Genomic DNA, 22,349 nt, shown 5'->3' on the forward strand with positions numbered 1-22,349 from the left:
CCTGTTGAAAGGAAAAGCCGCCAGCGAAAAATGCGGGCGAGAACGCCGGGATCAGGCGTCGATCACCTCTTCGTCCACCTGCGCCGCATTTTCCTGGATGAACTGGAAGCGGTGTTCGGGGTGCTTGCCCATCAGGCGATCGACCAGATCCTTCACCAGCGCGCGCTCTTCATATTCCTGCGGCAGCGTGATGCGCAGCATATTGCGGCTCTTGGGGTCCATCGTCGTTTCGCGGAGCTGGATCGGGTTCATCTCGCCCAGCCCCTTGAAGCGGCTGACCTCCACCTTCTTGCCCTTGAATTCCTTGGCCTCGATCTCGGCGCGGTGGTCGTCATCGCGCGCATAGGCGCTCTTGCTGCCCGCCACGAGCCTGTAGAGCGGCGGCTGCGCCAGATAGAGATGCCCGCGCCGCACCAGCTCGGGCATTTCCTGGAAGAAGAAGGTCATCAGCAAAGTGGCGATATGCGCGCCGTCCACATCGGCGTCGGTCATGATCACCACGCGCTCATAACGCAGGTTTTCGGGGATGCACTTGTCGCGCGTGCCACAGCCCAGCGCCTGGATCATGTCGGCGATCTCGCTATTCGCGCTGATCTTGTCGCGATTGGCGGAAGCCACGTTCAGGATCTTGCCACGGATCGGCAGGATCGCCTGCGTCTTGCGATCCCGCGCCTGCTTGGCGCTGCCGCCGGCGCTGTCACCCTCGACGATGAAGATTTCGGTGCCGGCGGGATCATCGGACGAGCAATCGGTCAATTTGCCGGGCAGGCGCAATTTGCGCGCGGAGGTGGCGGTCTTGCGCTTCACCTCGCGCTCCGCCCTGCGGCGCAGGCGCTCGTCCATCCGCTCCAGCACGAAGCCCAGCAGCGCCTTGCCGCGGTCCATATTGTCCGAGAGATAATGATCGAAATGGTCGCGCACCGCCTTTTCCACCAGCGTGGCGGCTTCGGGCGAGGTGAGACGATCCTTGGTCTGGCTCTGGAATTGCGGATCGCGGATGAATACGGAGAGCATCAGCTCGGATCCGGTCATCACATCTTCCGCCGTGATGTCCTTGGCCTTTTTCTGGCCGGTCAGCTCGCCGAAAGCGCGTATGCCCTTGGTGATCGCGGCGCGCAGGCCATTTTCATGCGTGCCGCCGTCGGGCGTCGGTATGGTGTTGCAATACCAGCTATAGCTGCCCTCGGACCATAGCGGCCAGGCGATCGCCCATTCCACACGGCCCTGTTCATTGGCGAAATCCTGGCGGCCCGAGAAGAATTCGGCCGTCGCGCATTCGCGCGGGCCAAGCTGTTCGCGCAAATGATCGGAAAGGCCGCCGGGAAACTGGAACATGGCCTCGGCGGGCGTGTCGTCGGTGATCAGTTCGGGCGCGCATTTCCAGCGGATTTCGACGCCGGCGAACAGATAGGCCTTGGAGCGGGCCAGTCGATACAGCCGTTGCGGCTTGAATTGGAGAATGTCGCCGAAAATTTCGACATCGGGCACGAAGGACACGCTGGTGCCGCGCCGATTCTGCGTGGGGCCGAGCTTTTCGAGCGGGCCGAGCGTCAGCCCCTTGGCAAAGCGCTGGCGAAACAATTGCTTGTTGAGCGCCACTTCGACCACGGTGTCTGACGACAGCGCATTGACCACGCTGATGCCCACGCCGTGCAGGCCGCCCGATGTGGCATAGGCCTTGCCCGCAAACTTGCCACCCGAATGCAGCGTGCTCAGGATCACTTCCAGCGCCGATTTGCCCGGAAACTTCGGGTGCTCATCCACCGGAATGCCGCGGCCGTTATCGACGATGGTCAGCCGGTTGCCCGCGTCCAGAGTCATCTCGATCCGCGTGGCATGGCCTGCCACCGCTTCGTCCATGGCATTGTCGAGCACTTCTGCCGCCAGATGATGCAGCGCGCGTTCGTCGGTGCCGCCCACATACATGCCGGGCCGGCGGCGCACGGGTTCAAGCCCTTCGAGCACTTCGATGGACGAGGCGTCGTAAGCGCCGCTGGTCTGGGAATTGGAAGCGAACAAATCGTCGGACATGACGATGCTATAAGGGGTGCGGAGTCACGCTGGCAAGCGGCGCTTGGCCAAGGGCGCGCGTGGCAAAAAAGTCACGGTTTTACATTTTCGTGAAATATCCGGGATCGAATGCTGCAGTGCGGACGTTAGGGGGCCGCTATCAAGCCAGTAGGAGTTGCGTATGCGTACCAAGTTTATCGTTTCGGCATTGGCCCTGAGTATGGGTCTCGCCGCAACACCAGCCTTTGCCCAGTCCACCGCGGAAGAGACCGGCTATAACGGCGTCTATGTCGGCGGATCCTTCGGGGCCAGCCTCCAGGGCAATGACAATGGCTCGAGCATCCTTTTCGACAACAATCTCGACGGCACGTTCGGCGATACGGTCAACACCGCGGCCGTCCCCCCGGTCAATGCCTTTTCGCCGGGTTTCTGCAACGGCCGTCCGACCAGCACCGCGCCTGGCACGGGTTGCACGAACGACAAGGACGATATCGAATATTACGGCAATATCGGCTTTGACCGTCAGATGGGCAGCTTCGTGATTGGCGCGGTCGGCGAATTCGGCAAGAGCGAACTCAGCGACAGCGTCACCGCATTCAGCACCACGCCCGCATCCTACACGATGACCCGCAAGCTGAAGTATAATGCGGGCCTGCGTCTGCGCGCCGGTTACACGCCGAACAACACCACATTGTTCTACGTCACGGGCGGCGGTGCCTATGCCAAGGTGAAGAACAGCTTCACCACCACCAACACCGCGAACAGCTTCAGCGACAACGGCAATTCCGACGCCTGGGGCTATAGCGCCGGCGGTGGCGTGGAGCAGAAGATCGGTCAGAATTTCTCGATCGGTCTGCAATATCTCTACACCGATCTGAAGGACAATGATTATCGCGTCGCCGTAGGGCCGGGCACGGCATTGCCGACCAATCCGTTCCTGCTCGCCAATCCGGCAGGCACCGATTTCCGTCGTAGCGACGATAATTTCCGCTTCCACAGCATCCGGGCGACAGCAGCGTTCCGCTTCTGATATCCGGATCTCGCTCAAATGGGGTCGGCGCTTCGCGTCGGCCCCTTTTTTGTCTTTGCCATAGTTACGGATACGATATGATATGATCTCGGGCCTGCGAATGGCTTGGGCGCACGTATCCGGGGAATATTTCATTTACCCGAAATATTAACCCGCCCTACACCCGCTTGCCCAAGAAGCGGCGTCGCCCCGTGCGAGCGTGATCCGTCTATAAAGGATCGCAGTCGTGGGGTGCGAAAACGATCAATTAAAGGGGTCGCACCCGGATCGCTGACGAAAACAGGGGCATTTGGGGGGGGCACTCATGCCGGAAAAACCGGTGACGACGACCGCGGCCAGCCTGAGCCGCAATTTCGGGCTCTGGCAGGAAAAGGCCATGAACCAGCCGGTGATGGTCACGCATCATGGCCGGCCCCGGGCTGTGCTGATCTCCGTGGAGACCTATAACAGCTATAAGGCAGGCGGCGGGGGCGATCCCGCGCCCGATGGCGACGATTCCCTCGTGATTGATGCCGTGGCGCAGTGCTTCGTGGCGCTCGATCGCGATTTCATCGTCCGCCGGGTCAATCGTGCCGCGACGGTCTATTTCGGCCGGAGCGCGGCGGCGTTGCTGGGGCGCCCGCTCACAGCGCTCTATCCAGCGGTTCAGGATATGGCGCGTGCGCGGAGTTTTGCGCGGGTCTTGCGCACGCGCCAAAGTCATAGCTTCGATATTTTGTCGATCGTCCATCCAGACCAGCGCATCAGGGTGGATGCCTTTCCCTATGGCAGCGGTGTCGGCTATCTTTTTCAAGCGCTTCCGGGCGATGAGGCGAAGCAGCAGGCGGCGGAAATCGAAGCATTGAAAGATCTGTTTGGCGCGCACGGATCGGCGGCGATGATCCGGCTATCTTTGCGGGGCTGCATGACGCGCTTCGACGACACCCTGATGCGGATGACCGGTCTGGCGGAGGAGCGACTGATCTCGGCACCGCTGGCCGATATCGTAATTGCGCAAGATCGCACGGCGCTGTCCCGCGCGGTAGAAAAGGTGCTGGAAGGGAAGGGGGCAACCGCCCTCGCGGCCGCGCTGGTGCGCGGATCCCTCGTCACCATCGCCATCGCGGAGACGCGCAGCGATTATGCCATCGACGGCGCGACGGTGCTTGTCACACCGCGCGCGCCGGATGAATAGGGCGAATTAGCGGACCCGCGGGCCGCCGAACGGCAGCGGCGGCGGGGGACGGCGATCGCGGCGCGGAAGCTGCGCCTGATAAGCCTGGCCGCAATGCTGGACGCAATAGGGGAAGCCGGGGTTCACCTGCACGCCGCAGAAATGGAAATCGGGCTCGCCCGGATGGCCGATCGGCCATTTGCAGATGCGTTCGTTCAGATCGAGCAGGCTGGTCTTGCCCGCCATCTCCGCGCTGGGCTTGGCAGGGACCAGGCGGCGCGGCGGTGCGGGCGGGATCGGCGGCTGCTGATCACCCGGCCCCTGACGCAGGAAGCCACCGGGGCCGACCGAACGCAAGACCGGTTCGCGGGGCGCGACGGGCGCATCGCCCGCTGCCGGTGCAGCGCCGATCGGTGCGGATGCGGCTGGCGCAGGTGCCGGGCGCGGCGCGGGCGGCGGCGCAGCCACGGGGGCGGCGGCCGCCGGCCTCGGTTCACGCGGCGGCACCGGCTTGCGCACGGCGGGCGCGGAAGCCGTTTTGCCTTCCTTCTCCTTCACGGGCGACGGACGTGATTGCAGGCCAAGGCGATGCGCCTTGCCGATCACGGCGTTGCGGCTCACGCCGCCGAGTTCCTCGGCGATCTGGCTCGCGGTCAAACCCTTTTCCCACATCCCCCTAAGGCTATCGATGCGTTCGTCGGTCCAGGCCATTGCTGCTCCTAAATAAACAAAACGGAATCCGAAGATTCCAGACCCGCTATGGCGGCTTGCGGGGGAAGCCGACAGCCGATAGGCGATCAAGGCATGAACGACCAGCCCGAATCCGCCCCGCATAGCGCATTTCACCACGCCCCGGGCGAGCCGGTCATCCGGAACGTCAATTGGGGCGGGCTGAAGGCTCTCTATATCAAGGAGGTGAGGCGGTTCTTCAAGGTCCAGCTCCAGACTATCTGGGCACCGGCCATCACAACACTGCTTTTTCTGGTGATTTTCACGGTGGCGCTCGGTGGGTCGGGCCGCACCGTGCTCAATGTGCCCTTTCCGGATTTCATCGCGCCGGGGCTGATCATCATGGGGATGATGCAGAACGCGTTCGCCAATTCGAGCTTTTCGTTGCTCGTGGGCAAGATCCAGGGGACGATCGTCGATTATCTGATGCCGCCGCTGTCCACCGCTGAATTGCTGGTGGCGCTGGCCGGCGGCGCGCTGACCCGCGCCATTCTGGTCGGCCTCGCGGTCTGGGCGGCCATGGCGCTGTGGCCGGGCGTGCATGTCACCCCGAAACATCCGTGGGCGGTGGTCTGGTTCGGGGTGATGGGATCGCTGTTCCTCGCGCTGCTCGGCATCCTCACCTCGATCTGGGCGGAGAAATTCGATCATGCCGCCGCGGTGAGCAATTTCGTCGTCGCGCCGCTGTCCTTGCTGTCAGGCACATTCTATTCGGTCGACAAACTCGCGCCCTTGTTTCAGACGATCAGCCACGCCAATCCCTTTTTCTATGTGATCTCCGGCTTCCGCTACGGTTTCTTGAGCGAGGCCGATTCGCCCGTGCTGTTTGGCGCCGGCCTGATCCTGGCAATCAACGCGGCGCTGGGTGGTTTGTGTTACGCTTTGCTCAAGTCCGGCTGGAAGCTGAAGAACTGAACGAAAAGCGGTCCGGATCGCCCTTTGAGCGGGGTAACGGCGCGCTCGCCGTCACCCCGGGGTAAACAGCGCATCAAGTTGACGCCTCGCCCGGCATAAAGGTATATGCCCGCTCGCGTCAGGCGACCGTCATGGGTCGCCTTTTTGCGTTTTCGGCAATTCTGCCAGATGCAGGAGTTTCCTTCGATGACCATTACGCCCCTGATGCCCGTCTACCCGCGGTGTGCAGTGCGTCCGGTCCGAGGCGAGGGCTGCTATCTGATCGGCGAGCGCGGCGAACGCTATCTGGACTTTGCCGCCGGCATCGCTGTCAACGCTCTTGGTCATGGCCATCCGCATCTGACCCAGGCGATTGCCGAGCAGGCGGCGACGCTGATGCACGTCTCCAATCTTTATGGTTCGCCGCAGGGCGAGGCGCTGGCGCAGCGCATCGTGGACGTGAGCTTCGCCGATACGGTGTTCTTCACCAATTCTGGAGTCGAGGCGATCGAATGCGCGATCAAGACCGCACGCCGCTATCATTACGTCAATGGCAATCCGCAGCGGCACAAGCTGATCACCTTCAAGAACGCCTTCCACGGCCGTTCGCTCGGTGCGATCTCCGCTACCGACCAGGCCAAGATGCGTGATGGCTTCGAACCGCTGCTGCCGGGCTTCGCTTATGCCACGTTCAACGATCTCGAGGGCGCGCTCGCGCTGATCGACGACGAGACCGCTGGCTTCCTGGTGGAGACCGTGCAGGGCGAGGGTGGCATGACCGCGGGCACGCCGGAGTTCATCCAGGGACTGCGCAAGGCGTGCGACGAGCATGGCCTGTTGCTGATCCTCGACGAGATCCAGTGCGGCTATGGCCGGACCGGCAAGATGTGGGCCTATGAGCATTATGGCATCACGCCCGATATCATGACCGTGGCCAAGGGCATCGGCGCAGGCTTTCCGCTGGGCGCGTGCCTGGCCACCGAGGATGCGGCCAAGGGCATGGTCGCTGGCACGCACGGCTCCACCTATGGCGGCAATCCGCTGGCGATGGCGGCCGGGCAGGCCGTGCTCGATGTGATGCTGGAAGACGGCTTTCTCGATCATGTCGTCACGATGGGCGATCGGCTGCGGCAGGCGTTCGAGCAATTGATTCCCAATCACGATCATCTGTTCGAGGAAATCCGCGGCAAGGGGCTGATGCTGGGCATCAAGATGAAGGAGCCCGCGATCAGCCGCGATTTCGTGGCGCATCTGCGCGATCATCACGGCCTGCTGACCGTGGCCGCGGGCGAGAATGTGTTCCGCGTGCTCCCGCCCCTAGTGATCGGTGAAGACCATATCGCCGAGTGTATCGAGAAATTGTCGGCAGGTGCGGCAAGCTATCAGGTGCCGGGCACATGAGTGCGAACCCACACCACACACCGTTCACCCTGAGCCTGTCGAAGGGTTTTATTTCCTTCTTCGGCAGGCAAATGAAGGGCAGGGCTTCGACCGGCTCAGCCCGAACGAGTGTGTTTGCATCCATCTCCGGGAGCGCTGTTCCATGACGCGGCATTTTCTCGATCTCGCGGATGCGGGCGGAGACGCGATTGCCGCGATGATCAACGATGCGATCGATCGCAAGGCGGCGCGCAAGGGCTGGCCCAAGGGCAAGGTGGACGCCGATGCGCCGCTGGCCGGTCACACGCTGGGCATGATCTTCGAGAAGAATTCGACGCGCACCCGCGTGTCGTTCGATATGGCGATCCGGCAATTGGGCGGCACCAGCGTCGTGATGGATGCCGGCACCATGCAGCTTGGCCGCGGCGAAAGCGTGGCCGATACCGCGCGCGTGCTCAGCCGCTATGTCGACGCAATCATGATCCGCACGGACGATCATGCCAAGGTGCGCGAAATGGCGGATTATGCCAGCGTGCCGGTGATCAACGGGCTGACCGATGTATCGCATCCCTGCCAGATCATGGCCGATCTGCTCACCGTGATCGAGCATGATAAGGCGCTGCCGGGCTCAAAATGGGCGTGGCTGGGCGATGGCAATAATGTGCTGCATTCGATCGTCGAGGCGGCAGGGCTGATGAAATTTTCGGTCGCGATCGGCTGCCCCCAGGGCTATGATCCCGATGGCACCTATGTCGAGGCCGCGCGGGCGCGCGGCGCGGATATCCGCATTTGTCGCGATGCGCGCGAGGCCGCTGCCGATGCCGATGTGGTGGTGACCGATACCTGGATTTCCATGGGCCAATTACATGCCGAGGAGAAATTGGCGGCGATGATGCCCTTTCAGGTGTCATCAGACCTCATGGCCCGGGCGAAGCGCGATGCGCTGTTCCTCCATTGCCTGCCCGCGCATCGCGGAGAGGAAGTGGTGGATGCGGTGATCGACGGTCCGCGCTCCGTGATCTGGGATGAAGCGGAGAACCGGCTTCATGCGCAGAAATCGGTGCTTTTGTGGGCGTTCGGCAAGCTTGGTTGAAGACGGGATGATAAACCCCATCTTCGTCATTCCCGCGCACGCGGGAATCCCGCTTTTCCTTGAAGTATCATAAGAAGAAAGAAGCGGGATTCCCGCGTGCGCGGGAATGACGTGAAAGTGAACTGATGGATACTAATCTCGATACCCTGATCGGCTTCACCATTCCCGCCCGCCATGCGCGGGGACGGGTGGCGCGGCTTGGTCCGGTGCTGGACGAGGTGCTGGCGGCGCATGGCTATCCACCGGCGGTTGAAAAGGTCCTGGCGGAGGCGCTGACGCTGACGGCGCTCCTGGGATCCACGCTCAAGAATGACGACGGCCAGATGACGCTGCAGGCGCAGACCGAAAAGGGCGTGATCGATCTGCTCGTCTGCGACTATCGCGGCGGCGCGGTGCGCGGCTATCTCAAATTCGATGCCGAGCGGCTGGCCGAAATGCCCGCCGATCCCACGCTCTTCGCCCTGTTCGGCAAGGGCTATCTGGCGATCACGTTCGATCAGGCGGAATCGGGCGAGCGCTATCAGGGCATCGTCCCGCTGGAAGGCGCGTCGCTGGGCGAAGCCGCGCAGAATTATTTCTGCCAGTCCGAACAGATCCCCAGTTTCGTGCGCATCGCCACCATGCACGGCCCCGATGGCTGCCGTGCGGGCGGGATATTGATCCAGCATCTGCCCGAGGGGGAGGAGGGGCGCGAACGCCTGCATGTGCGCCTTGATCATCCCGAATGGGATCATGTGCGCGCGCTGGGCGAAACCATCGCCGATGCCGAACTGGTCGATCCCGCGCTCGCGCTTGATGATCTGGTTTGGCGGCTGTTTCATGAAGAAGATGAGGTGCGCATCATCCCCAGCGCGCCGATCGCCAAGGGCTGCCGCTGCAATGCCGCGCATATCGCCGATGTCATCGGCCGTTTTCCGGAAGACGAGCGCCGCGCCATGGCCGACGATCAAGGCATCATCAGCGTGGATTGCGCCTTTTGCGCGCGCGTCTTTCCGATGCCGCTCACGCTGGTGCAGAATTAACGGTCAACATCGCCTTGTAGCGGACGAAACTCTTATTATCTTATCGTAACGAGTGAGTCGTGGTGTTCTGGGACGCAACCACGGCGGCCGGCTCTTCGAGGGGTTTAATGATGCGTTCTGTCCGTTTTCCTGCGCGCCTGTCGGCGTCGATCGTTCTGGCGGCCGTGAGCCTGCCGGCGTCCTCCCAGCCTGCGCCGCCGCCGCTTGCCGCGCTGAAATCAATCGAACATGGCCTGTGGGAATTGCAGGAAAAGGGCAGCAAGGCCGCACCGCAGCGCCTCTGCGTGCGCGATCCGATGATGTTGATGCAGGTGCGCCATGGCGCGTCCGTCTGCTCGCGCTTCGTGGTCGAAAATGCGCAGACGCGCGGGACGGTCTATTATACCTGCCCTGGCGCTGGGCATGGCCAGACGTCGATCCGCGTGGAATCTCCGCGGCTGTTCCAGCTCGATTCCCAAGGGATCATCGACAAATCCCCCTTCAATGCGAGCTATGAAGGGCGTTTTGCCGGGGTCTGCCGCTGACGCTCTGGCCGTTAACTATATCTTCAGCGCGCCTATGCCATGCAGTGTAGGTGCGGTTTTCGGCACATTTTCCTCCCAAGCAGGGTAACACCCCTAAACTGGGCCGCTTCTCCGAAATGGAAGCGGCCCTTCTGTTATGCCATGCAGGGTCTTGCCAGTGATGACCGCAGGGCGTAGCGCCGCGCGCATCATGGAAAATACCGCACCCTCGGGCGCCCGGCGCGCCGTCGTCCTGCTCTCGGGCGGTCTCGATTCGATGGTCTGCACGGGATTGGCGCGCGAAGCGGGGTTCAGCGTGCTGGCCCTGACGGTGGATTACAACCAGCGCCACCGGATCGAACTCGCCGCCGCGGCGCGCGTGGCCGCGGCGCTCGCAGTGGAGCGCCATATCGTGCTGCCGCTCGATCTGCGCGGCTTCGGCGGCTCGGCGCTCACCGCCGATATTGCGGTGCCGCACCATGGCGTGGACGATACCGGCATCCCGGTCACCTACGTGCCTGCGCGCAATACCATCTTCCTGTCGGTCGCTCTGGGTTGGGCCGAGGCGGCGGGCGCGCGCGATATCTTCATCGGCGTCAACGCACTTGATTATTCGGGCTATCCCGATTGCCGTCCCGAATTCATCGCCGGCTTTGAAAAGCTGGCCGATCTGGCAACCAAGGCGGGTGTCGAGGGCGAACCCTTTCGCATTCATGCCCCGCTCCAGCATATGGGCAAGGCGGAGATCGCGCGCGAGGCCGCCCGGCTGGGCCTCGATAGCGGCATGAGCTGGTCCTGCTACGATCCAACGCCTCAGGGCAAACCCTGCGGCACCTGCGACAGTTGCCGCCTGCGCGCCAAGGGCTTTGCCGAAGCCGGGCTGATCGACGCCGGGGCCGCATGAGCTATGCGGTCAAGGAAATGTTCCTGACGCTCCAGGGAGAGGGGCGGCAGGCGGGACGCCGCGCCGTCTTCCTGCGCTTTGCCGGCTGCAATCTGTGGACCGGACGCGAACAGGATCGGGCGGACGCCGTCTGCCGGTTTTGCGATACCGATTTCGTCGGCATGGATGGCACTGATGGCGGGCGCTATCCCGACGCCGCGGCGCTGGCGGCCAGGGCCGCCGCGCTCTGGGGCGATGATCGCGCCATGGCCTATATCGTGTGCACCGGGGGCGAACCGCTGCTCCAGCTCGATCGCGCGCTGATCGATGCGCTGCAAAATGAGGGCTTTGCGGTGGCGGTGGAAACCAATGGCACGATCGCCGCGCCGGCGGGGTTGGACTGGATCTGCGTCAGCCCCAAGGCGGGGAGCGATGTGCTCCAGCGCTCAGGCAATGAACTGAAGCTGGTCTGGCCGCAGCCGGGCAGCGATTTCGAAGCGATGGAAGGCTGGGATTTCGAGCATTTCCTGATCCAGCCGATGGACGACGAGCGCGGCGCGGCCAATGTGCAGGCCGCGATCGATTTCGCGATGCAGCGGCCACTGTGGCGCTTGTCGCTGCAGACGCACAAGGCGCTGGGGCTGCGGTAAGGGCGATATTTCCTTTAAACCGTTTGGTTTTATTGAAATCTATTGCGAGAGCCGCCCTCAGCTTTTCTTGCACTTCTTCTCGCGCCCCTTCTTGTCATAGCAGCGCGTGTCCACGGCGGGCACGCTGCCTTGATATTCGGCAACGTAGAAACGCCGGATATGCTGATCCCATGCGGGGCTCAGGCTCTTGCGCAATTCCGCCAGCCGGGCGGCGGCGAGCGTGCCGAGACCGCCCTTGGGCGTGAACAAGGCCGCGCGGCCGATGTGGCTAGCGGTGCGGCAAAAGCCATATTGCCCGCCCACGGTGGAATAGCTGATCGACACCTTGGTGCCATATTTATCCAGCGCGACCAGACCGGCACCCGGGCTCTTGCTGGTGCGCTTGAAATAATTCTTCAGCGTTTCGTAAGAGCTGTTCAGCTCCGCCTTATGGTCTTTCAGCAGCACCACATATTGGTTCACGGTGAGCAGCGATTCCTGAAACTGGCATTGCAGCGCGGCCAGATTGAGGCCGGTGCGCAGGCTCCAGACCATGGCGGCGCGCAATTCCTCCGGTCGTGCACCGGGCAGGGGCACGAACAGGCCCGTCTCAGTGCCGGTCACCGGCGCACCGCGATAATCGGGCGGTTTTATGAAGAATTGCGCAGCGGCGGGGCTTGCGGCCATGAAGGACATGGCGAGGGTGATGGCGGCGCGGGAAAATTGCATCTTCTGGCGGACCGTTTTGGTAAATGACATGGCGCTATGCCTAACCGATTTTATCGCAGGCTCAAGGGCGAAGGACGAATTTGTCGCCGAACCGATGGCCCGTCCGCCCGGCATAATTGTTACGGATATGAAAATGGCCGCCCGGTCTCCCGGACGGCCACATCGGCTTTCCCCAAAAGGAAAGCGAACGGATCACATCGCGTTCGAGGCGTTCGACGCATTCATGTCCATGGCATTCACGTCAGCAGCCATATTGCCGTCCATGGCGTTGGTGCCGTCCATGGAGGTCATGCTGTCGTTGGTCGTGCCGTTCATCATGGTGTCGTCCATGGCGTTCAGCTCGGTCACATTCACGCTGTTGTCGGCGGCCGGCTCGGTCTTGCCGCAAGCGGAAACCAGCAGAGCGGCGCTGGCGATCATCGCCCCGGTCATCAGCTTCGAGATCGTGTCACGCATTAGAAACTCCTTAGTTTGTTCGGATCTGGATGGCCCTGTTGCCCTGTGCCAAATCTGCGCGAAGGGTAAACACAATCTATCCGGGCCTCAACCCTGTGTTTGTGCGGTCTCCAGCCGGGTCAGAAAATCGGGAAACCGGCGTTCAAGCGCGCGATCCAGCGCTTTCATGTCTGCAGCATGACCCAGTTTCGCCAGGCTGGTGACGGGATATTCGGCGATCCCGCACGGCACGATGCCCTCGAAATGGGACAGGTCGGGGTCCACATTCACCGAAAAGCCATGGAAAGTGACCCAGCGGCGCACGCGCACGCCGATCGCGCCGATCTTGGCTTCGCGCCCATTATCATTGGTCCAGATGCCGATCCGGCCGGGCGCGCGCCATGATTTGACGCCGAGATCGGCCAGCGCATCGATCACCCAGCCCTCGATCGCATGGACATAGCAGCGCACGTCGCGACCGCGCGCCGCCAGATTCATCATGACATAGCCGATGCGCTGCCCCGGCCCGTGATAGGTATAGCGTCCGCCGCGGCCCGCGGAGAAAACGGGAAAGCGCGGATCCAGCAGTTCGACGGGGTCAGCGCTGGTGCCGCCGGTGTAAAGCGGTGGGTGTTCGAGCAGCCACACAAGCTCTCGTGCATCGCCCGCGAAGATCGCGGCCGCGCGTGCTTCCATGGCCGCCAGCGTTTCCGGATAGGCGGCCAGCGCATCCGAAACGCGCCATTCGACCGAGTCTGTCGTGATCATGGGCTTCCTTGACTTGGGAAGGGCCAGCGATCAAGTCTGCGCCGCCGCGCCGGTCTCCGGGCGGGCGCGTTCCAGGGGAGTTTCAATGGCGGGTTTGTCGATCAGCAAGGCTTGGGATGAAACCGCGGCCTTTGTTGGCAGGGAAGGGGGGCTGCTCTTTCCCGTGGCGTTCGTTTTCCTGGCGCTTCCGGCGATCATCGTCGGCCTGATGATGCCCACCCAGCTCGAATCCGCCAAGACCATGACCGAAATGATGGCGTTGATCCAGCCGATCCTGCCCCGGATCTTGGGCGCTTTCCTGATCACCACGATTATCGGGCTGCTTGGCGGATTGACGCTCTACACGCTGACTCTGAAGCCCGCGGGCACCAGCGTCGGCGAAGCGATCGCCTTCGCCATGTCGCGCTTCGTCGTGGCACTCGGGGCCACCCTGATCCTGTTCCTCGGCTGGATCGTCGCCTGCATTCTCCCTTATGCCATAGCGCGTTCCGGCGCGGGGCCAGTGGCCGGCTTGCTCATTCTGGCGATGCTGCCGCTGGTGATCTTCGTCGCGATCCGGATGATGATCATTTCCGCGGTCGTCATCGGCGAAAACCTGGGGCCGGTGGGCACGATCCAGCGCGCCTGGGCGCTCACGAAAGGCGCGTTCTGGAAATTGTTCGGATTCGTCTTGGTGTTCGGGATCGTCGTGATTATCGTCTCGCTCGTCGGCGATATGCTGTTCGGGCTGGTCGATCTGGTGATCGGGCAAAACACTACGGGGATCGTATCGCTCATCGGCGGCGCGCTGCTCAATACGGTGATCAACGTCTATATGCTGGTGATGACCGCGCGGCTTTATCGTCAGCTTGCCGCCTGAAGCATCGGCACATGCGGCGCTGTGTCGCGCGGCAGGATGCCCAGCACGCGCGGATCGTCGAACGTCTCCACCGAGCGCGCAAACGGCTTGAACCCGGCTTTCTGGTAAAAGCCCAGCGCGCCGGGGGAATCGAGCGTGCAGGTGTGCACCCACAGCCGTGTGATCCCCTTGCGCCAGCCCAGCGCCATGGCCTGCGCCATCAGCCAGCCGCCATGGCCCTGGCCGGCAAGCTCCGGGATCAGCCCGAAAAACCCCAGCTCGCATTCGCCGCTTTTGCGGAAATCGAGTTCCAATATGCCGACTTCGATTCCCTGCCGGTCGCACACCGCGTAAATCTCCACCAGCGGATCGTGGATGATCGCGATCAGCCGCGCCTCATCCATGATCAGCCGGGAAAACCAGAGCCAGGGCGCGCCGATTCGCCGGAAGAGCTGGCGGTATTTATCCGCCGCGGGCGCTGTCCAGCGGTTCAATCGCAGGATGGATTGAGGCATTGGCCGCGCGCGCGGACGCTCCAGCATTTCGAGCGACGTCACCACGCACGCCACCTGATGCGTCGCGACCGGGATCAGCCCCACGCCATCACCCCCATGTGGCTTCGGGCGGCAAGCTCATCAGGATCGCGTCGATATTGCCCCCGGTTTTCAGGCCGAACAGCGTGCCGCGATCATAGACGAGGTTGAATTCGGCATAGCGCCCGCGCCACGCCAGCATCTGCGCGCGGTCCTCGGCGGTCCAGGCCAGGCCCATGCGCCGTCGCACGATCTGCGGATAGATATCGAGAAACGCCTCACCCACATCGCGGGTGAAGGCGAAATTGGCGTCGAAATCGCCCTCCAGATGATCGTAGAATATCCCGCCTACGCCGCGGTGCACCTTGCGATGCGGGATATAGAAATAATCATCCGCCCATTGGCTGTAACGCGCATAATAATCAGCGCCATGCGCGTCGCAGGCGATCTTCAGCCGCGCGTGGAAGTCCTGGGTGTCCTGTTCATAGGGCAAGGGCGGGTTCAAATCCGCGCCGCCGCCGAACCAGCGTTTGGTGGTGTTCAGGAAGCGCGTGTTCATATGCACCGCGGGCACATGCGGGTTCGCCATATGCGCGACCAGGCTGATTCCAGTGGCGAAGAATTTGGGATCTTCGTCTGCGCCATGGATGGTCTTGGCGAAATCGCCGTCCAGCGCGCCATCCACCGTGGACACGTTGACGCCCACTTTCTCGAATACCTTGCCCTTCATCACCCCGCGCACGCCGCCGCCGCCCGGCGTGCCATCCGGGTTCGCGCGGTCCCATGGCAGATATTCGAACGTGGCATCGCTGCCGGCCTCGCGCTCGATCGCGATGAAGGCAGCGCAAATCCGGTCGCGCAGGGATTCGAACCAGGCGCGCGCCGCCGCCTGTTCGGGGTCGAAATGTGTCAAAACAGCGGTTCCATCCAATGGCCGTTTGTCCCGAGCGCAGTCGAGGGACGTGGGATTATGCACAAACGTGTCTCGACTGCGCTCGACACAAACGGAATTTGTCGCGGTTGAGGGCTCAGCGGGGCGCTCACTCCGGGAGCCCCCCGGTCTGTCTCAACGCTTCGGTGAGGGCGATGCCAGCAGCCATGCCGACATTCAAGGATCGAAAGCCGGCGCGCAGCGGGATCTTGATGCGCAGATCGACTCCGGCGTGCACGGCCTCGGGGACACCGCTGCCCTCCGATCCCATCAGAAGAATGTCATCGGGCGCGAATCGGGCGTCGTGCAGTCGCTCGGCGCCCTTGGTGGTCATCAGCACCAGCCTTCCGGTGCGCTGCGCCTGGAAATCGGCCCAGCTTGCATGGCGCATGATTTCCGCTTCGACGGCATAATCCATGCCTGCACGCGCCAAGCGCTTGTCCGAGAACGCGAATCCGCAGGGTTCGATGATATCGACAGGCACGCCGTAACAGGCGGAAAGGCGCAGGATCGCCCCCACATTTCCCGCAATCTCCGGCTGATAAAGAGCAATCCGCATCCGGGCTGATTAGGCCAGTCGGCATGTCCGTCACAAGCCCGTCAAATTGGCTGTTGGAATGTCGCGATTCCTTGGCTATCAGGCCCGCGAGCCGCGTCGGTCGACGGGGCGTGCTGAGGGGCATTGTCGTTTACCAAGCGCAACAGCGCAGGCGATGTCTCTCGGAATTTCGTTTCGAAGCGCAAGGGCATTTGAATGGCAACGCTTGAACAGGGCGCACCCGCGGACGCGGAGCATGGCGATGGCGTAAGACGTCGCGACTTCATCAATATAGCTGCGGTCAGCTTTGCGGGCGTTGGTGCCGCGACGCTCGTCCTGCCGCTGGTCAACCAAATGAACCCGTCGGCTGACGTGTTGGCGCAGGCATCCGCCGAAGTGGATGTCTCCGCGATCCAGCCGGGTCAGGCGATCAAGACCATTTTTCGCAAACAGCCTTTGTTCGTGCGTCATCTGACGCCCGCAGAGATCGCCGCTGCCGATGCGGTGGCGGTCGATTCGCTCCGCGATCCGCAGACGCTCGAAGAGCGCACGGCCGCCGGCAAGTCGCAGTGGCTGATCACCATGGGCGTGTGCACGCACCTCGGCTGCGTGCCGCTGGGCGCGGCCGAAGGCGAGAATCGTGGCGAATTCGGCGGCTATTTCTGCCCCTGCCACGGCTCGCATTACGATACGGCTGGCCGTATTCGCAAAGGTCCAGCACCGCTCAATCTGCAGGTGCCGGAATATACGTTCACGTCAGACACCGTCGTTCAGGTCGGGTGAGGTAGAAACAGATGAGCTTTCCCTGGGCTGAGCAATATGCGCCGAAGCATCCCTTCATGCGCTATATGGACGAGAAGCTGCCTTTGCCGCGGCTGGTGTTCAACGCGGTCGGCGGCGGTTATCCCGTTCCGCGCAATCTGAACTATTTCTGGAATTTCGGCGTTCTCGCCGGCGCGGCGCTGATGATCCAGATCATCACGGGCATCGTGCTTGCGATGCACTATGCCGCCAATGCCGGTGTCGCCTTCGATAGCGTCGAGCATATCATGCGCGACGTGAATTCGGGCTGGCTGCTGCGTTATGCGCACGCCAATGGCGCATCCATGTTCTTCATCGTGGTCTATCTCCACATCTTCCGCGGCCTTTATTACGGATCGTATAAGGCACCGCGAGAGATGGTGTGGCTGCTCGGCCTCGTCATCTTCCTGCTGATGATGGCCACCGCCTTCATGGGCTATGTGCTTCCCTGGGGGCAGATGAGCTTCTGGGGTGCCAAGGTGATCACCGGCCTGTTCGGCGCGATCCCGCTGGTGGGCGAGCCGATCCAGACCTGGCTGCTGGGCGGCTTTGCGCCGGACAACGCCGCGCTGAACCGCTTCTTCTCGCTGCATTTCCTGCTGCCGTTCGTGATCCTGGGTGTCATCATCCTCCACATCTGGGCGCTGCACATCCCCGGTTCGTCCAATCCGACGGGCGTGGCCGTGAAGGGGCCGCAGGATACCGTGCCGTTCCATCCATATTACACCGCCAAGGACGGCGTCGGCCTCGGCGTGTTCATGATCGTGTTCTCGCTGCTGCTGTTCTTCGCGCCGAATTTCCTGGGCCATGCCGATAACTATATCCCGGCCAACCCGCTTTCGACGCCGGCGCATATCGTGCCTGAATGGTATTTCTGGCCGTTCTACGCCATCCTGCGCGCTTTCACGGTGGATTTCATCCTCCCGGCGAAGCTCTGGGGCGTGCTCGCGATGTTCGCATCGATCCTGCTGCTGTTCTTCCTGCCCTGGCTCGACAAGTCGCCGGTGCGCTCGGGCAATTATCGCCCGCTGTTCAAGAAGTTCTTCTGGTTCGGCCTGATCCCCTGCGTGCTGATCCTGGGCTATTGCGGCGGTGCGCCGGCGGAGGAGCCCTATGTGATGATCTCGCAATTGGCGTCCGCTTATTATTTCGCGCACTTCCTGATCATCCTGCCGATTATCTCGAAGATCGAACGGCCGCTGCCGCTGCCCAATTCCATCACTGAATCCGTGCTGGCCAAGCACACCGACGGCACTCTGGGCGATGCAACGCCCGCGCCTGCGGCATAAGGGAAAGATCCATGGTTCGCATTCTCGGTCCCATCGTCGGCCTCGGCTTCGTAGGCGTCCTGCTCTGGTCGCTCATGTGGGGTGCCATCGCCTTTGTTCAGGAGCCGCCCAAGGCGACGGCTGAACATGAATTCCACAAGCATCCCGAAAAGGTGGACTTTTCGTTCAACGGGCCATTGGGCAAGTTTGATCAGGCGCAGCTCCAGCGCGGCCTTCAGGTTTACAAGGAGGTCTGCTCCGCCTGTCACTCGCTGCGTCTGGTATCGTTCCGCGACCTGACCGCGCTTGGCTATACCGATGGCCAGGCCAAGACGCTGGCGGCCGAATGGTCGACCGAAACGCCGAGCATCAATCCGGAGACGGGCGAACCCGCCACGCGCAAGTCGATTGCGTCGGATCGCATTCCTTCGCCTTTCCCGAACGAAGTGGCCGCCCGCGCCGCCAACAATGGCGCGCTTCCGCCTGATCTCTCGCTGATCACCAAGGCGCGTCACGATGGCTCGAACTATGTTCACGCCCTGTTGACGGGTTACAGCGCGCAGCCAGCGGCATTGCTCAAGCATTTCCCTGAAGCCAAGACGGGTGAGGGTCTGCATTACAATCCGTATTTCGCAAACTTGAACCTTGCCATGGCACCACCGCTGACGGCCGAGGGCCAGGTGAGCTATGCGGATGGCACCAAGCCCACGGTCGACCAGATGGCGAAGGACGTTTCGGCGTTCCTCACCTGGACTGCCGAGCCCAAGTTGCAAAACCGTCATCGCACCGGCCTGGCAGTCCTGATCTTCCTGGTGATCTTCACCGGGCTGACCTGGATGGCCTATCAGAACGTCTGGCGCGACAAGAAGCATTGATCGGGGTCAGCGCCGCAGATCCCAGGCGGATCTGAAAGGCGCTCACCTGAACCCTACCGGATTTCCCGCAACAGGATCCGGTGCGCGGTTTGATTTGATCCCGCCCCGTCGCGTGCTGATCGTCAAGGATCTGATTGCCACCGGCCGCTCGCAGCCATCAAGCTTGGCCGGCTGCAAGACTGCAGACAGCCGGTGTGATGGTGCGAGCCTGGTGGCTTTTGACGGGGATTAGAGCGCAAATGCGGCTCAAATTCACCGTTTGTCCCGAGCGAAGTCGAGGGACGTGGGGCTTTGGTCTAACTCTCCGGCAAAGGCCGCGTCGCCACCATCGCGATCGTCGTATAGACCATCACCGGCTCATCCTTCTGGTTCAGCACGGTGGTCTTGGTCTTGAACGTGCCCATTTCCGGGCGACTGCGCGATTGTTTCTTTTCCAGCAACTCGGTTTCCAGGCTCAGCACATCGCCGGGATAAACCGGCTTCAGCCAGCGCAATTCGTCCACACCGATGCCGCCGAGGCTGGCCATCTTGCTCACGTTGAAATTGTCGACGATCATCCGCATCGCCATGCCCGTGGTATGCCAGCCGCTGGCGGCGATCCGGCCGAAATGGGTCTTGGCGGCGGCCTCGTCCGACAGGTGAAAGGGCTGGGGGTCGTATTTCGAGGCGAAATCGATCACGTCCTCGCGCGTCACCTCATGCCGGCCAAAGCGCGCGACCGTGCCGACAACCATATCCTCGAAATATTGCATCAACGCCTCCGGTTAGGCGTCTCTTCAAGCGGAGGTGCGCGCAAAGATCAATTGCTGTCTGCCCGAAGGATCGCGCCCAGCGTCCGCATGTCGCCGTCATTGGAGTGGGGCGTCACCCCGATCAGCCGGGCCAGCATGGGATAGACGTGCACATTGTCGAAGCGATCGAGCCGCAATCCTGTGTGGAAGGCGGGGCCGGCGGCGATGAACAACGCCGCGATGCGCGCATCGTCCGGATCATAGCCATGTTCACCCTTGATATAGGTCTTGGGATTTTCGGGGAAGCTCCAGCCGGTATCGGCCAGGCAGAGGAAGGGTGGGCTGCGCGGATGGGTGCCGAATTTGAAGCGGGCGGGAATGTCCTTGCGCGCCCAGCAGGACAGATGCGGCGGTGGATCAGCGAGCCGCGCGGCGACCTCGGCCTCCTTGCCGGGCAGGGGATAGATATCAAGCAGCGGCCCTTCGGTGATCGATTCCATGATCGCGGGATCCACCACCAGGCTGCGCGGCCGGATATGCTCGGGCGGGACGGGGGCCATGCCATGATCGGACACGATCACCAGATTGGCCGGCTGGTGCAAGGCGGCCAGCGTATCGACCAGCCGGCCGATCTGGCCATCGACCTCGCGGATCGCATCCTGCTCCTGCGGTGATCCATAGCCCTGATTGTGAGAGCGCTGGTCCACCACATCGAAATACAGCGTCATGAACGCCGGGCGTGATGCGATGGGACGCCGCACCCAGTCCAGCACGGTCTCTACGCGCTGAAGGCTCGTAATCGCGCTATCGAATGGCCACCACCAGGACGGGCGCTGGCCACGGATCGCGACGTCGGAACCCACCCAGTGCATCATGCCGGTGCGAATGCCCGCGCGTTCGGCCTGCAGCCATATGGGATCGACCGCATCCCACCAGAAGGGATCGCGATTGGTCAGCGGATCGGAATTGCGGAAGGTGACGCCGGGCCTGGCGGGATCGCGCATCTTCTGATCCACGATGCCATGCTTGTCGGGGCGCAGCCCGGTGACGAGCGTGATGTGATTGGGGAAAGTGTTCGACGGGAAACTCGGCCGCATCGATCCGCTAACACCCGCGGCCGCCAGCGCATCCAGCCGCGGGGTCACACCCTGACCCAGCCGGTTTGCACCCAGACCGTCGATCGAGATGAGGATGGTGACCGGCGGGCGAGACTCCTGCAGCGCCAATGCGGGCGGCGCGGCGCGGGGCAGGGTGGCGCATCCGCCCAGCAGGGCGGCGGCCAGCGCGGCGATTATCAAACGAAGCAAGGCAATCTCCCGTGACACGACAGCCGATGGCGCGTTGGTGCTACAAGAGGATGACAGGATTCAAAACCATCCTGTCATTCCCGCGCAGGCGGGAATGACAGAAGAAAGGCAATAGACCTCAGACATTGAACCTGAACAGCAGCACATCGCCATCGTGCACCACATAATCCTTGCCCTCGGAGCGCAATTTGCCCGCATCGCGGGCACCGCTTTCGCCCTTGTAGGTCACGTAATCGTCAAAGCCGATCGTTTCGGCACGAATGAAGCCGCGTTCGAAATCGGTGTGGATTTCGCCGGCCGCCTGCGGGGCTTTCGCGCCCTTGTGCACGGTCCAGGCGCGCGCTTCCTTCGGCCCCACGGTGAAGAAGGTGATCAGGTGCAGCAATGAGTATCCGGCGCGGATAACGCGGGCGAGGCCGGTTTCGGCCAGCCCCAGATCGGAGAGGAATTCCGCGCGATCGGCGGGGTCCATCGTGGCGATTTCGGCCTCGATCGCGGCAGAGACGACCACCGCTTCGGCGCCCTCGGCCTTGGCCTTTTCGAACACCTTGGCGCTGAGCGCATTGCCCTCGGCCGCGCTCGATTCCTCGACATTGCAGACATAAAGCACCGGCTTCGACGTCAGCAATTGCGCCTGATCGAACACGCGCTGTTCGTCTTCATCCTTGGGGACCGTCAATCGCGCGGGCTTGCCTTCACGCAGCAGATCGAGCGCCTGACCCAGCACGGAGGCTGCCACCTTGGCCTCCTTGTCACCCTGCATCGCTTTCTTGGCGAAGGCGGGAACGCGCTTTTCGAGGCTTTCGAGATCGGACAGCATCAATTCTGTTTCGACCGTCTCGGCGTCGGCGATCGGGTCCACCTTATTTTCGACGTGCTGGATATCGTCATCGATGAAACAGCGCAGCACATGGACGATCGCATCGACCTCGCGGATATTGCCGAGAAACTGGTTACCCAGTCCCTCGCCTTTGCTCGCGCCGCGCACCAGGCCCGCGATATCGACGAAGCCAAGCTGGGTTTCGATCTTCTTGGCCGAACCCGCAATTTCCTGGAGCTTGTCGATCCGCGGATCGGGCACCGCGACATTGCCCACATTGGGCTCGATCGTGCAGAACGGATAATTGGCCGCCTGCGCCGCCGCGGTCTGCGTCAGCGCGTTGAAAAGCGTCGATTTGCCGACATTGGGAAGCCCAACGATGCCGCAACGAAAACCCATCTAAAAATCCTTCTGGTGTCATCCTCGCGAAAGCGGGGATCCAAGGATGC

Annotated in this window: 24 protein-coding genes; 13 read left to right on the forward strand and 11 right to left on the reverse strand. The window is 62.4% G+C overall.

The genetic code is table 11. The features are described 5' to 3' along the window. Positions 1–51 precede the first annotated feature (51 nt). The gene (gene parE, locus FHS49_RS15060; protein WP_184020097.1) at positions 52–2,031 is read right to left on the reverse strand and encodes a DNA topoisomerase IV subunit B; all 1,980 of its coding nucleotides are present in this window, start codon (positions 2,029–2,031) and stop codon (positions 52–54) included. Positions 2,032–2,191: 160 nt separating this feature from the next. On the opposite strand from parE, the gene FHS49_RS15065 reads away from it, so the two are divergent. Both FHS49_RS15065 and FHS49_RS15070 read left to right on the forward strand, forming a co-directional pair. Next, positions 2,192–3,040, forward strand: a complete 849-nt coding sequence (locus FHS49_RS15065; protein ID WP_184020099.1) for an outer membrane protein — start codon at positions 2,192–2,194, stop codon at positions 3,038–3,040. Between the two features lie 304 nt (positions 3,041–3,344). After that, positions 3,345–4,214 (forward strand): PAS domain-containing protein, encoded by an 870-nt coding sequence (locus FHS49_RS15070; RefSeq protein WP_184020107.1) that lies wholly within the window; start codon positions 3,345–3,347, stop codon positions 4,212–4,214. 6 nt (positions 4,215–4,220) lie between these two features. Here the strand turns inward: FHS49_RS15070 and FHS49_RS15075 are convergent, their stop codons facing one another. After that, complete coding sequence (locus FHS49_RS15075) at positions 4,221–4,904, reverse strand: GcrA family cell cycle regulator (protein ID WP_184020109.1); 684 nt, start codon at positions 4,902–4,904, stop codon at positions 4,221–4,223. Positions 4,905–4,997: 93 nt separating this feature from the next. Here FHS49_RS15075 and FHS49_RS15080 point away from each other — a divergent pair, with 93 nt between their 5' ends. The 7 genes from FHS49_RS15080 to queE all read left to right on the forward strand — a co-directional run bounded on the left by FHS49_RS15080 (position 4,998) and on the right by queE (position 11,347). Beyond that, a complete protein-coding gene (locus FHS49_RS15080; protein ID WP_184020111.1) occupies positions 4,998–5,837 on the forward strand; it encodes an ABC transporter permease in 840 nt (279 codons plus the stop codon). 186 nt (positions 5,838–6,023) lie between these two features. After that, positions 6,024–7,217 (forward strand): aspartate aminotransferase family protein, encoded by a 1,194-nt coding sequence (locus FHS49_RS15085; RefSeq protein WP_184020113.1) that lies wholly within the window; start codon positions 6,024–6,026, stop codon positions 7,215–7,217. Positions 7,218–7,359: 142 nt separating this feature from the next. Continuing rightward, positions 7,360–8,289 (forward strand): ornithine carbamoyltransferase, encoded by a 930-nt coding sequence (gene argF, locus FHS49_RS15090; protein ID WP_184020115.1) that lies wholly within the window; start codon positions 7,360–7,362, stop codon positions 8,287–8,289. Positions 8,290–8,414: 125 nt separating this feature from the next. Beyond that, complete coding sequence (gene hslO / locus FHS49_RS15095) at positions 8,415–9,311, forward strand: Hsp33 family molecular chaperone HslO (protein WP_184020117.1); 897 nt, start codon at positions 8,415–8,417, stop codon at positions 9,309–9,311. Positions 9,312–9,418: 107 nt separating this feature from the next. Further along, positions 9,419–9,835, forward strand: a complete 417-nt coding sequence (locus tag FHS49_RS15100) for a hypothetical protein (RefSeq protein WP_184020119.1) — start codon at positions 9,419–9,421, stop codon at positions 9,833–9,835. A 190-nt stretch (positions 9,836–10,025) separates the two neighbouring features. After that, positions 10,026–10,718 (forward strand): 7-cyano-7-deazaguanine synthase QueC, encoded by a 693-nt coding sequence (gene queC, locus FHS49_RS15105; protein ID WP_184021141.1) that lies wholly within the window; start codon positions 10,026–10,028, stop codon positions 10,716–10,718. After that, complete coding sequence (queE, locus tag FHS49_RS15110; RefSeq protein ID WP_184020121.1) at positions 10,715–11,347, forward strand: 7-carboxy-7-deazaguanine synthase; 633 nt, start codon at positions 10,715–10,717, stop codon at positions 11,345–11,347. Before queC ends, queE begins: the two co-directional genes overlap by 4 nt. A gap of 57 nt (positions 11,348–11,404) precedes the next feature. Here queE and FHS49_RS15115 read toward each other — a convergent pair whose 3' ends face one another. The 3 genes from FHS49_RS15115 to lipB all read right to left on the reverse strand — a co-directional run bounded on the left by FHS49_RS15115 (position 11,405) and on the right by lipB (position 13,258). Beyond that, a complete protein-coding gene (locus tag FHS49_RS15115) occupies positions 11,405–12,085 on the reverse strand; it encodes a hypothetical protein (RefSeq protein ID WP_184020123.1) in 681 nt (226 codons plus the stop codon). Positions 12,086–12,247: 162 nt separating this feature from the next. Then, positions 12,248–12,511 carry a hypothetical protein gene (locus FHS49_RS15120; protein ID WP_184020125.1) on the reverse strand — a complete coding sequence of 88 codons (264 nt, stop codon included), beginning with the start codon at positions 12,509–12,511 and terminating at the stop codon, positions 12,248–12,250. An 87-nt stretch (positions 12,512–12,598) separates the two neighbouring features. Beyond that, positions 12,599–13,258, reverse strand: coding sequence for a lipoyl(octanoyl) transferase LipB (gene lipB, locus FHS49_RS15125; RefSeq protein WP_184020127.1), 660 nt, complete (start codon positions 13,256–13,258; stop codon positions 12,599–12,601). Between the two features lie 85 nt (positions 13,259–13,343). On the opposite strand from lipB, the gene FHS49_RS15130 reads away from it, so the two are divergent. Next, a complete protein-coding gene (locus tag FHS49_RS15130; protein ID WP_184020129.1) occupies positions 13,344–14,117 on the forward strand; it encodes a hypothetical protein in 774 nt (257 codons plus the stop codon). Here the strand turns inward: FHS49_RS15130 and FHS49_RS15135 are convergent. From FHS49_RS15135 to FHS49_RS15145, 3 genes are all read right to left on the reverse strand, one after another. After that, positions 14,102–14,695, reverse strand: a complete 594-nt coding sequence (locus FHS49_RS15135) for a GNAT family N-acetyltransferase (RefSeq protein WP_184020131.1) — start codon at positions 14,693–14,695, stop codon at positions 14,102–14,104. The two genes, FHS49_RS15130 and FHS49_RS15135, sit on opposite strands and share 16 nt — an antisense overlap. A 4-nt stretch (positions 14,696–14,699) precedes the next feature. Next, positions 14,700–15,542, reverse strand: a complete 843-nt coding sequence (gene hemF, locus FHS49_RS15140) for an oxygen-dependent coproporphyrinogen oxidase (RefSeq protein ID WP_184020133.1) — start codon at positions 15,540–15,542, stop codon at positions 14,700–14,702. Positions 15,543–15,669: 127 nt separating this feature from the next. Continuing rightward, positions 15,670–16,119, reverse strand: a complete 450-nt coding sequence (locus tag FHS49_RS15145) for a tRNA (cytidine(34)-2'-O)-methyltransferase (RefSeq protein ID WP_184020135.1) — start codon at positions 16,117–16,119, stop codon at positions 15,670–15,672. A gap of 195 nt (positions 16,120–16,314) precedes the next feature. Here FHS49_RS15145 and petA point away from each other — a divergent pair, with 195 nt between their 5' ends. The 3 genes from petA to FHS49_RS15160 are packed head-to-tail and all read left to right on the forward strand — an operon-like array spanning position 16,315 to position 19,042. Continuing rightward, positions 16,315–16,881, forward strand: coding sequence for a ubiquinol-cytochrome c reductase iron-sulfur subunit (gene petA / locus FHS49_RS15150; protein ID WP_184020137.1), 567 nt, complete (start codon positions 16,315–16,317; stop codon positions 16,879–16,881). A gap of 11 nt (positions 16,882–16,892) precedes the next feature. Continuing rightward, positions 16,893–18,188 carry a cytochrome b gene (locus FHS49_RS15155; protein WP_184020139.1) on the forward strand — a complete coding sequence of 432 codons (1,296 nt, stop codon included), beginning with the start codon at positions 16,893–16,895 and terminating at the stop codon, positions 18,186–18,188. 11 nt (positions 18,189–18,199) lie between these two features. Further along, complete coding sequence (locus tag FHS49_RS15160) at positions 18,200–19,042, forward strand: cytochrome c1 (protein ID WP_184020141.1); 843 nt, start codon at positions 18,200–18,202, stop codon at positions 19,040–19,042. 296 nt (positions 19,043–19,338) lie between these two features. Here FHS49_RS15160 and FHS49_RS15165 read toward each other — a convergent pair whose 3' ends face one another. The 3 genes from FHS49_RS15165 to ychF form a co-directional block, all read right to left on the reverse strand. Beyond that, a complete protein-coding gene (locus FHS49_RS15165) occupies positions 19,339–19,794 on the reverse strand; it encodes a MaoC family dehydratase (RefSeq protein ID WP_184020143.1) in 456 nt (151 codons plus the stop codon). A gap of 47 nt (positions 19,795–19,841) precedes the next feature. Then, positions 19,842–21,080, reverse strand: coding sequence for an alkaline phosphatase family protein (locus tag FHS49_RS15170; protein WP_184020145.1), 1,239 nt, complete (start codon positions 21,078–21,080; stop codon positions 19,842–19,844). Between the two features lie 118 nt (positions 21,081–21,198). Next, positions 21,199–22,299 carry a redox-regulated ATPase YchF gene (gene ychF, locus FHS49_RS15175; RefSeq protein WP_184020147.1) on the reverse strand — a complete coding sequence of 367 codons (1,101 nt, stop codon included), beginning with the start codon at positions 22,297–22,299 and terminating at the stop codon, positions 21,199–21,201. Between the last annotated feature and the right edge of the window lie 50 nt (positions 22,300–22,349).

The sequence above is a fragment of the Sphingobium boeckii genome, from assembly GCF_014199215.1.
Classification (GTDB): domain Bacteria; phylum Pseudomonadota; class Alphaproteobacteria; order Sphingomonadales; family Sphingomonadaceae; genus Sphingobium_A; species Sphingobium_A boeckii.

What these genes read in the sequence shown, in the direction of transcription:
- parE (WP_184020097.1), bottom strand. Translation starts at nt 2,031, where the DNA reads ATGTCCGACGATTTGTTCGCTTCCAATTCCCAGACCAGCGGCGCTTAC.
- FHS49_RS15065 (WP_184020099.1), top strand. Translation starts at nt 2,192, where the DNA reads ATGCGTACCAAGTTTATCGTTTCGGCATTGGCCCTGAGTATGGGTCTC.
- FHS49_RS15070 (WP_184020107.1), top strand. Translation starts at nt 3,345, where the DNA reads ATGCCGGAAAAACCGGTGACGACGACCGCGGCCAGCCTGAGCCGCAAT.
- FHS49_RS15075 (WP_184020109.1), bottom strand. Translation starts at nt 4,904, where the DNA reads ATGGCCTGGACCGACGAACGCATCGATAGCCTTAGGGGGATGTGGGAA.
- FHS49_RS15080 (WP_184020111.1), top strand. Translation starts at nt 4,998, where the DNA reads ATGAACGACCAGCCCGAATCCGCCCCGCATAGCGCATTTCACCACGCC.
- FHS49_RS15085 (WP_184020113.1), top strand. Translation starts at nt 6,024, where the DNA reads ATGACCATTACGCCCCTGATGCCCGTCTACCCGCGGTGTGCAGTGCGT.
- argF (WP_184020115.1), top strand. Translation starts at nt 7,360, where the DNA reads ATGACGCGGCATTTTCTCGATCTCGCGGATGCGGGCGGAGACGCGATT.
- hslO (WP_184020117.1), top strand. Translation starts at nt 8,415, where the DNA reads ATGGATACTAATCTCGATACCCTGATCGGCTTCACCATTCCCGCCCGC.
- FHS49_RS15100 (WP_184020119.1), top strand. Translation starts at nt 9,419, where the DNA reads ATGATGCGTTCTGTCCGTTTTCCTGCGCGCCTGTCGGCGTCGATCGTT.
- queC (WP_184021141.1), top strand. Translation starts at nt 10,026, where the DNA reads ATGGAAAATACCGCACCCTCGGGCGCCCGGCGCGCCGTCGTCCTGCTC.
- queE (WP_184020121.1), top strand. Translation starts at nt 10,715, where the DNA reads ATGAGCTATGCGGTCAAGGAAATGTTCCTGACGCTCCAGGGAGAGGGG.
- FHS49_RS15115 (WP_184020123.1), bottom strand. Translation starts at nt 12,085, where the DNA reads ATGTCATTTACCAAAACGGTCCGCCAGAAGATGCAATTTTCCCGCGCC.
- FHS49_RS15120 (WP_184020125.1), bottom strand. Translation starts at nt 12,511, where the DNA reads ATGCGTGACACGATCTCGAAGCTGATGACCGGGGCGATGATCGCCAGC.
- lipB (WP_184020127.1), bottom strand. Translation starts at nt 13,258, where the DNA reads ATGATCACGACAGACTCGGTCGAATGGCGCGTTTCGGATGCGCTGGCC.
- FHS49_RS15130 (WP_184020129.1), top strand. Translation starts at nt 13,344, where the DNA reads ATGGCGGGTTTGTCGATCAGCAAGGCTTGGGATGAAACCGCGGCCTTT.
- FHS49_RS15145 (WP_184020135.1), bottom strand. Translation starts at nt 16,119, where the DNA reads ATGCGGATTGCTCTTTATCAGCCGGAGATTGCGGGAAATGTGGGGGCG.
- petA (WP_184020137.1), top strand. Translation starts at nt 16,315, where the DNA reads ATGGCAACGCTTGAACAGGGCGCACCCGCGGACGCGGAGCATGGCGAT.
- FHS49_RS15155 (WP_184020139.1), top strand. Translation starts at nt 16,893, where the DNA reads ATGAGCTTTCCCTGGGCTGAGCAATATGCGCCGAAGCATCCCTTCATG.
- FHS49_RS15160 (WP_184020141.1), top strand. Translation starts at nt 18,200, where the DNA reads ATGGTTCGCATTCTCGGTCCCATCGTCGGCCTCGGCTTCGTAGGCGTC.
- FHS49_RS15165 (WP_184020143.1), bottom strand. Translation starts at nt 19,794, where the DNA reads ATGCAATATTTCGAGGATATGGTTGTCGGCACGGTCGCGCGCTTTGGC.
- ychF (WP_184020147.1), bottom strand. Translation starts at nt 22,299, where the DNA reads ATGGGTTTTCGTTGCGGCATCGTTGGGCTTCCCAATGTCGGCAAATCG.